Here is a 9,392-nt window from a genome sequence, read left to right on the forward strand (position 1 = left end):
GGGTTTTATTTAAATCCAGGTGCGGAAAAGCCTAAGCTTTTCCGCACTTTTTTACCCAAACGCCATATTTTCATATCTTTTTCCGATTTCTGAATGATAAATCCTCAGGCTTGACCGATTTCACCCCCAGAGTGGTCAAGTTTGATCGGTAGCTTAGTGCAGGCAGCAGAGTAAGAATGCATTTTATTTTAACTTGATCTGTAATTCTTGTAAAATCGCTGGCTGTAGTCTTGAAAAAGACTTAAATTATCAAAAACCCAAAATACTCCTGTTCTCACTCGATGCGAACTCTTATTCTCACTTGTTGGCTAATACTTAGCCTTGGTTCTTTTGCTTTTTCCTTTCAGGATAACCGTGCTGAAGAATTCACTATTGATGTACTGAATGTCAGGCGTGGATTGCTCAGTAATTATGTCACCAAAGTGGTCAGCGATGAATACAACTTCAAGTATTTTGCGACCGAAGGCGGGATCACCAAATTTGACGGATATGATTTTTCGGAATATAAGCCGGGACCCGATTATCCGGGTTTGGAGAATGAAAATATCGAAACACTTTTTAAAGACCGGGAGCATCAAATCTGGATCGGAACCAAAGGTGGGGGACTTTCCAAACTTGATCCCCAAAAAAACCAAATCCAATCCTTCAACGAATCATTTTCTGACTTTACCGACAAACCGCTTCGGGTCATTGCGATCAATCAATCTAAGGATGGAAAAATCTGGATTGGCACCTGGGGAAATGGAGTGTTTGTCTTGGACCCCAAAACTGAAAAAGTCACGGAGCATTTTGAATACAAGCAACCCGTCCAGCAAATTATCGCCGATCAGTTTTGGAACATTTGGTTTATCAGCGGCAATGAACTGATGAAATTCGACCCTTCGGAAGATCGTCTCATTCGTTTTTCTACCGGAATGGTACCCTACAATCTTATCGAAGACACCCAAAGGCAAAAAATCTGGATGATCGGAAATGCGCAGCGAAAGGTGATTTTAGCCTCTTTTGATCAGGAAAGTCAAAAAATCCAACGCCATGAGACGGGCATCCCCGCCAATTTTGTCAAAAGCCTGGGAATGGATCAGCGAGGGAGACTGTGGATCGGAACCTGGGGGGATGGGCTTTATATCAGTGATGAGCAGGTCCAAAATTTTCGAAAAATCAACACAAATCCTCAGGGATCCACGGTAGAAAACATCAATTATTCGATCATCCTCAGCATTGATATTGACGCAAACGGAATTGCTTGGCTGGGTACTTCGCACGGAGGGGTATTAATTCTGTATCCAAACAAAGGTTTTAATTTTGCCACCACCACACCCTCCGAAACTTTGTCGGATCGGAATATTACCGCTTTTCTAATCTCTCAAAATGGTCATTCCTACAAAGGAACACTCACTGAAGGACTCTACTCCAATCGATTGGGCAAGAGCTATCAAATCGAAAAAGCCATCGACAGGGCCAAAGTGCACACCCTTTACGAATACCGTGACTATTTATTCATCGGGACGGGATTAGGACTTTACATTGCCAAAAACGGAAACGTAGATCAAGCCCGGCATTATTTACCCGACCAAAAAATCACAGCAGTCCTGGTCGATTCCAAAGAGCGACTTTGGGTGGGAACGCAGCAGTCAGGCCTGAAAATGGCGGATTTTTCTGCCTTTCCAAATTTTGGGGATTGGCTCATTTTTAATGAAAATGAAGATCAGAGAAAACTCCAAAATAACCGAATCAGCCAAATCAAAGAGGATTCACAGGGTCGGATTTGGCTGGGGACATATTCGGGACTCAATCGCTTTGAAGAATCCACCCAGCAATTTTTAAGTCATGGGGATTTAGTCGGAGATAAACTGGATATCAATATCATCAATGATTTGTTGATTGAGGGGTCTCAAATGTACCTGGCGACTCCCATAGGATTGGCTGCGGTAATAATGGAAGGAGAGCAGCTGATTTTTCAGGATTTTTATGAGAAAAGCAGGGGCATGGTCAATGATTTTGTCTGTGCCATCGAGCAGGACCAAGCTGGGAATCTCTGGCTGAGTACCACAACGACCGTGACTAAATTCAATCCTAAAACCAAAAATTTTATCAATTTCGATCGAGAGGACGGTATATTGATCAATTCTTTTCATACCGGCTCTTCTTTTCAGGGGCAGAGTGGGGAGATTTATTTTGGGGGTTCCAATGGCTTGGTATCTTTTTTCCCTGATCAGATCAAAGAGGTTTTTAATGTGCCAGAGGTGGTGCTGACCAAGCTGACCGTTAATAATCAGGTACTCCATGTGGGAGACGAAGTGGATGGCTCGGTGATTTTAGAAACCTCCATTCAGAATACTTCAAAAATCAATCTGGATTATTCCCAAAACCACCTTTCCCTCAATTTTGCAGTGAATGACTTTTTTGGACCGGATAATGTCACCTATGCTTATCAGCTAAAAGGAATGAACGAGGAATGGGTGGTACTGGGCACCTTAAACCAACTGAGTTTTACGGGGCTGCCTTGGGGGGATTATGAACTGATGATCCGTGCCAGTCGCAACAATCAGGATTGGAGCCCGGTCCGATCGCTATTGATTTCGATTCAGGCCCCACCATGGCTACAATGGTATGCCTTTGTGTTTTATGTGGCGCTGGCTTTGGGGATAGTTTTCCTAATCCGATATAGCTCACTACGTCAAGCCAAATTGAGGGCTGAGCTTCAGATTATTCAGATCGAAAAGGAAAAGGAACATGAGTTGAACGAAGCAAAAATTACCTTTTTTACCAATATTTCTCATGAATTCCGAACGCCCCTGACCTTGATTCTCAGTCCGGTGACGGAGCTTTTGGATCAGTTTGACTTCAAGGAATCGGTCAAAGAAAAACTATTGCTCGTCGAGACCAACAGCAAGCGAATGTTGCGTCTAATTAATCAATTGCTGGATTTCAGAAAATCCGAGCATGGGCTTTTGAAGCTGCATTTGAGCTCCGCCGATTTTGTGGAATTTTCAAAAGAGGTCTTTTTGAGTTTTCAGAATCTGGCATCGCAAAAGCAAATTACCTATCACTTTGAATCCAATGCGGATGAGCTCCCTATGGAATTTGACCACAATCAGATGGAAATCGTGCTCTGCAATTTGCTTTCCAATGCCTTTAAATATACCCGCCAAGGAGGGAAAATTGATGTCCGGGTTCGAGTAGAGTCCGGATTGCTTACCCTTGCGATCGAGGATACCGGTATTGGCATGAGTGCGGAGGAATCAGCCCGGGTTTTTGATCGGTTTTATCAGGTACAAAATGCCGAAACTTCCAACCTGATGGGAAGCGGGATCGGATTGGCTTTTTCGAAAAATATCGTCGATCTGCACGAGGGAGAAATCAGCATTCAAAGCGAAAAGGGTAAAGGCACAAAAGTAATAATTCACCTCCCGGTCGAAAACGGAAAAAGCCAGGCTAGAGATTATCAGGAAGAAGGTGTGGACTTGTTCACTGAGATTGAAATTCAGGAGCAAGGGGATCTGAAAATTGGCGGTTCATCCAAATCAGCTCGAATATTGATCGCGGATGATCATGAAGATATTCGTAAATATTTGAGAAGGTTGCTGGAGGCAGAGTATGAGATTCTTGAAGCTGAGGATGGACTGGTCGCTTGGGAACTCATCAGTCGGGAAATTCCCGATGTGATCATCAGTGATGTGATGATGCCAGGAATGAACGGAATCAAACTCTGTCAGCAGGTAAAAAGTCAAATCACAACTTCCCACATTCCCGTCATCCTTTTGACAGCGAGGGCATCTCTTAGTTACGAAATGGAAGGACTCAAAACCGGAGCGGAGGATTACATCACCAAACCGTTTAATTCGGGGATCGTCAAAACGAGGGTGGCCAATATCCTCGAAAACCGCAATAAACTCCGGGAATATTATTTGAATAAAGTCCGCTTTGAACCGGATACCCAGACTGCCTCCGAAACGGATATGGATGCGGTATTTATCGAAAAGGCCATTCAGCTAGTCAATGAAAACCTTCAAAATGAGAATTTTGGAATTGAGATGATGGTGGATCAGCTTTTTATGAGTCAATCCACCCTTTTTCGAAAAATCAAATCCCTGACCGGGCTTTCGATTACGGCCTTTATCCGATCGGTGCGATTGAAAAATGCCGCACAGATAATTTTGCAAAGCAACATAAAACTCAGTCAGGTGGCTTACGAGGTAGGATTCAATGATTACAAGCACTTCAAAAAATCCTTTCAGCAGCAATTTGACTGCCTTCCTTCAGAATATAAACTTAAGATTGTCGAAAAGGTAAAGTGAGAGTCCTCTCATCCCAAAGTGGGAGCTTATTTTTTAAAGTATTAAAGGCCTGGCAGTTCAAACTGGGGTAAAATTCCGAAAACTTCCTCAATTAGCGAATCTGGCCGATTTAGCCTCCAAAATGCTTGATTTGTACCCCATTATTCAGGCTAAGTCTACCCACCTTGGTTCCATTAATTAATCAATAACCCAAAATTTTTCTTTTATGGAAAATGAAAAAAGCAGAGGAAATCTATCCTTTTGGATAAAAAAGAAATTCCTTTCTTTCAAAAAAAACCTAATGCTAGGTCTGCTGCTGTGCTGTACCTTATCTACCGCTTGGTCCTTTCAGGCTGTGGAAGTCAAGGGTAAAGTGACATCAGAAGATGGCGTAGCACTTCCCGGTGTGATTATATTGGAAAAAGACACCAATAATGGTACGGTCAGTGACATTGACGGGAATTACACTATCTCGATCGCTTCGCCGGAGTCAGTTTTGGTTTTTAGCTTGATTGGATTTGGCAAACAAGAAGTGACCGTAGGCAATCAAAGTTCAATCGACATCACCTTGGCCGAATCTGAGGAATTGCTCGATGAAATCGTCGTAGTGGGCTATGGTGAGCAAAAGAAACTCAACCTTACCGGAGCTGTACAAACGCTGAAATTTGATGATGCGGTCAATACTCCCGTGACCAATTCGGCTCAGTTGATGTACGGGAAATTTTCCGGTGTACAGCTGACCCAATCCACGGGTCTTCCAGGCTCGGACGGCTCGGCGATCACGATCCGGGGAATCGGGACTTTCGGTGGAACCAACCCTTTGGTCGTGATCGACAATATTCAATATGAGGGTTTGGCCGAATTCAATAACCTGGCCCCTTCAGATATCGAAAGTATTTCCGTATTGAAAGACGCATCTGCTTCTGCGATTTACGGAGCAAGAGGTGCCAATGGGGTTTTGGTGGTGACTACTAAAAAAGGAACCAAAGGAAAATTCTCCGTCGATTATAATGCCTTTACCGGCTTTCAACGAGTGACCGTGGTGCCTGAATACCTGGACGCTGTGAATTACGCCACGCTTTTCAATGAGCGCACCTTAAATGTCAATGGACCGGATGCGCCACTTCGCTATTCCGAAGCTGATATTGAAGCGATCCGCACCGGCAGCAATCCCGATCAGTTTGCTAATACCAATTGGGCACAGATTGCCTTGCGAGATGCACCAATCCAGAATCATTACCTATCTGCCTCCGGAGGCACCGATCGGATGACCTACAGGCTCTCGCTTGGCTACCTCAACCAGGAAGCAGTAGTACAAGGGAAATTCAAGTCAGATCGGGTTAATTTAGGAATCAACCTCAATGCCAATCCCAATGACTGGTTGACCATCACCAACGTTACCAATGCGTATTGGTCTAGATTCATGGGTCCTGCAGGTGGTGCTGATGCCATTACCGGGGAGGTTGGAATTATCAATCAGTTTCAGCGATCCGCACCGACCGTCCCGGTCTATTATCAAAATGGGGAGTTTGGAATCGTGGATGGCGCGTATGAAAACGTCAACTTTTCTTTCCCAATCAATAATTTACTATTGACGGGGTCTCGGGGAGATTATTCCAGAGACAATATCAACATCAGTGAGCGAATCGGGCTGACGGCTAAGTTGGCAGAGGGACTTTTCTTCGAAACGAGTGGAAGTGCGATCATCAACTTTGCCAATATTTCCAATTTCAACCCTCGATTGACCACTCGGGACTGGGAGGGAAATGTGGTCAATCAAAACGATTTGAATTCACTTTCCAACAACCTGAACTTCAACTATCGCTTATTGAATGAAAATATTTTACGCTATACGACCACTATTCTGGGAAAACACAATTTAGGATTCTTAGTGGGTCACTCAGTCATTTATGATAAAGTGGATGGCTTTAATGGTTCCTTGCAGGGCTTCCCATCTGATGCTATCCAGGAATTTGACGGAGGAGGAGTTCTCAATCCTATGGTGTCTGGAGGAGCGTCTGAGGAAGCCTGGCAGTCATTCTTTGCGCGAGTCAATTACAATTACGAGGAGCGTTACCTCTTTGAGGCGAATGTTCGTAGAGATGGCTCATCCAAATTTGGAGGAAATAATCGGTACGGAACCTTTCCTTCGCTTTCTGCGGGCTGGAATATCGCGAGAGAATCCTTTTTGGAAAATTCCAGCTTTCTCTCCGATCTGAAGCTTCGTGCAAGCTGGGGATTGAGCGGAAATGACCGAATCGGAAATTACATTTTTGAGCAGACCTATAACACGGGACTGGATTATCACCTAGGACAAGACGTCATTGTCCCTGGGGTGGCTTTGACTTCTCTGGCCAATCCTTTTATCACCTGGGAAACCATCGAGCAATTTGATATCGGAGCTGATATCGCCCTATTAGATAACCGATTGAACATTACCGCGGATTATTTCAAGCGGGTGAGTTCGGATATTCTGTACACCAATTTCCCGATCCCGAGTTCGATCGGAGTGACCAATCTTGCCGCGCAAAATGCGGCCGGAATGGAAAACAGCGGAATTGAGTTGACCTTAAACTACCGGGAAACGCTTGGTAAACTGACCATGAATCTCAGTGCCAATGTGACCAAAATGGCAGACAATGAAGTGACCGATTTGGGACCAGGAGGTGAAGAGACCATTTCAGGACAGACCATTATTCGAATAGGCGTGCCATTTAATGCCTACTATGGCTATCAGGTGGAGGGTGTCTTTCAAACACAGGAAGAAGTGGATGCTGCTCCTCAGCAATTTGGAAACAATCAAACTGCTCCCGGAGATTTGCGCTATGCGGATCTTTCCGGACCTGATGGAGAGCCTGATGGGGTGATTGATGCCTTTGATCGTACCGTCATCGGAAATCCTTTCCCCAAGTGGATTTATGGATTCAATGCCAACCTTCAATATTCGGGTTTTGACTTAAGTGTGGTATTTCAAGGGGTAGGCAGAATAGACCGTATTCTCGCTGACAACGGTCAACAGCCTATGCCAGGAGATCGGAATAATGCGCTTTCCTATTGGATTGGCCGATGGACTCCCGAAAATCCATCTGAGACACTCCCACGACTGGGAGGTGTGAATAATACGGTGACCTCTTCCTTTTATGTACAGGATATGTCCTATCTGAGACTGAGAAATATCGAGTTGGGATATACTTTCCCAAGCGAGCTTTCCAAAGTGGCTTTGATGAAGCGAGCTCGAATCTTCGTCAGTGGACAAAACCTGCTCACGTTCACCAAGGTGGAGAATTTTGATCCAGAGCGACAACGTGGCGGTGGGACCGACTTGACGACTCCGCTTTATAAAGTAATCTCGGCTGGTGTCAACCTTAAATTCTAAGAATCATGAAAAAGTTAATATACCTAATCCTCACCATTTCGCTTCTTTCTTTCGCTTGTTCGGAGGATTATTTGGAGCGTAACTCATTGACTCAGTTGGCAGAAGGAAATTTCTGGCAAAATGAACAGGATGCGCTTTTGGGCATCAACGGAATCTACGAGGTCCTGCAAGACAGAGTGATGTATAGCGGTAATCTAAATGGAACCGCCGGACTGCCTCAGCATGACAGTTTTGCGGATAATACCTTTAATAATTACAAGTTTGAAGGGCCTGGAAACTTCGTCGAAGGTAGAGCAGATCCTTCTTATGATTTTTTCAATTCCTTTTGGGCTTCACTTTACCGAGGAATCGGCCGGGCAAATAATGCCTTGGAAAATATCGAGAATATCCCTGCTGAAAATATTGATGCTGCCAACAAGGATATTTTGATCGGACAGGTCAAATTCCTGCGAGCGCTGTTCTATTTCCACTTGGCAGTCTACTTTGAAGATGCACCATTGATAACCGAATTTCAGACTCTGGAAGAAGCCTATGTGACCAAAGCCACTTACTCAGAAATCCGGGCTTTTATCGAGCAGGAATTGCGTGAGGCGGCTGCAGTTTTACCGGTAAGCTATCCGGCTTCTCAGTTTGGCTATGCTACCCGCGGAGCAGCTTTGGGCTTGCTCGCCCGATTCGAATTGTACAATGGCAACTTTCAGGAAGTAGTTAATCTGACCTCAGAGATCATGGGGCTTGGATATTCTCTGCATCCCGACTATGGACAGCTCTTTACCGAAAATGCTGAGCAGTCGCCTGAGATTGTTTTCTCGGTTAGATTTATCCAAGATCAATCTGACAACGGAGAGACCTTCTCCTCTACTTTTCTGGGAATACCTAAAGTAAATGTTCAGCCCATGCCCAATATGGTGGATGCGTATTTGGCTATAGATGGGCTGCCGATCAGTGAATCTCCCCTTTACGACCCTGCCAATAGAAAAGCCAACCGGGATCCGAGATTAAGAAGCTCGGTTTATTTCCAGGGTGATATTTTTCTCAAATATCTGAATAGGCCATTTGGGGGAAATACAGCAACCAAATTCGGTCTGAAGAAATACATCCGGGATGATGTTTCAGATCAAGGAATCAATCCCGGGGCTCCGGGAGGACAGGATTTCTATGTGATTCGATATGCAGATGTACTGCTCATGAGAGCAGAGGCACTGACAGAATCCGGGCAATTGTCGGAAGTATATCCACTTTTGGACCAAATCCGGGTGCGTGCAGGAATGCCTACGGTCTCGGAAGTAAACGGAACGGATCTCAGCCAGGAAGAATTACTGGATTTGGTGAAATTGGAACGACGGGTAGAGCTGGCTTTCGAGGGACTTCGCTTCTTTGATGTGAAGCGTTGGGGTGAAGTCGAAGAGGCCTATGCCCGTGCCGCTGCCGATCCTGTGGGTCCTTACAATCCGGAGTACCGTGGAAGAAAGTCTGAAGTTTTTGCGATTCCGCTTTCGGAGTTGGATGCCAATCCAAATCTGGTGCAAAATCCGGCCTGGGATTAATTGGAATAGGGTTTTTACATAGATAGATAGATTCACTGCTCCTGCCTTTGGCGGGGGCGGTGTTTGGGGTTTAAGATTCCATGTGACCAATAAAAATCAAATTATAAACAGATGAAATCGAGCATGACGAAGATCGTCACACACTGGGATGATTATAAACCATGCGAGATTCCATCTGACCTTTGAAAAACA

3 protein-coding genes are annotated in these 9,392 nt (G+C 44.8%); all 3 read left to right on the forward strand.

Annotated features, from left to right (window positions below; all coding sequences use genetic code 11):
* Positions 1-281 precede the first annotated feature (281 nt).
* The 3 genes from C4S61_RS02095 (at position 282) to C4S61_RS02105 (ending at position 9,200) form a co-directional block, all read left to right on the forward strand.
* Entirely contained in the window at positions 282-4,298 is a 4,017-nt protein-coding gene (locus C4S61_RS02095; protein WP_103923119.1) for a hybrid sensor histidine kinase/response regulator transcription factor, read from the forward strand.
* Between the two features lie 280 nt (positions 4,299-4,578).
* Complete coding sequence (locus tag C4S61_RS02100; RefSeq protein WP_160111191.1) at positions 4,579-7,653, forward strand: SusC/RagA family TonB-linked outer membrane protein; 3,075 nt, start codon at positions 4,579-4,581, stop codon at positions 7,651-7,653.
* Positions 7,654-7,658: 5 nt separating this feature from the next.
* The gene (locus tag C4S61_RS02105) at positions 7,659-9,200 is read left to right on the forward strand and encodes a RagB/SusD family nutrient uptake outer membrane protein (RefSeq protein WP_103923121.1); all 1,542 of its coding nucleotides are present in this window, start codon (positions 7,659-7,661) and stop codon (positions 9,198-9,200) included.
* Positions 9,201-9,392: the final 192 nt, after the last annotated feature.

The organism is Algoriphagus boritolerans DSM 17298 = JCM 18970 (assembly GCF_900108085.1).
GTDB lineage: Bacteria > Bacteroidota > Bacteroidia > Cytophagales > Cyclobacteriaceae > Algoriphagus > Algoriphagus boritolerans.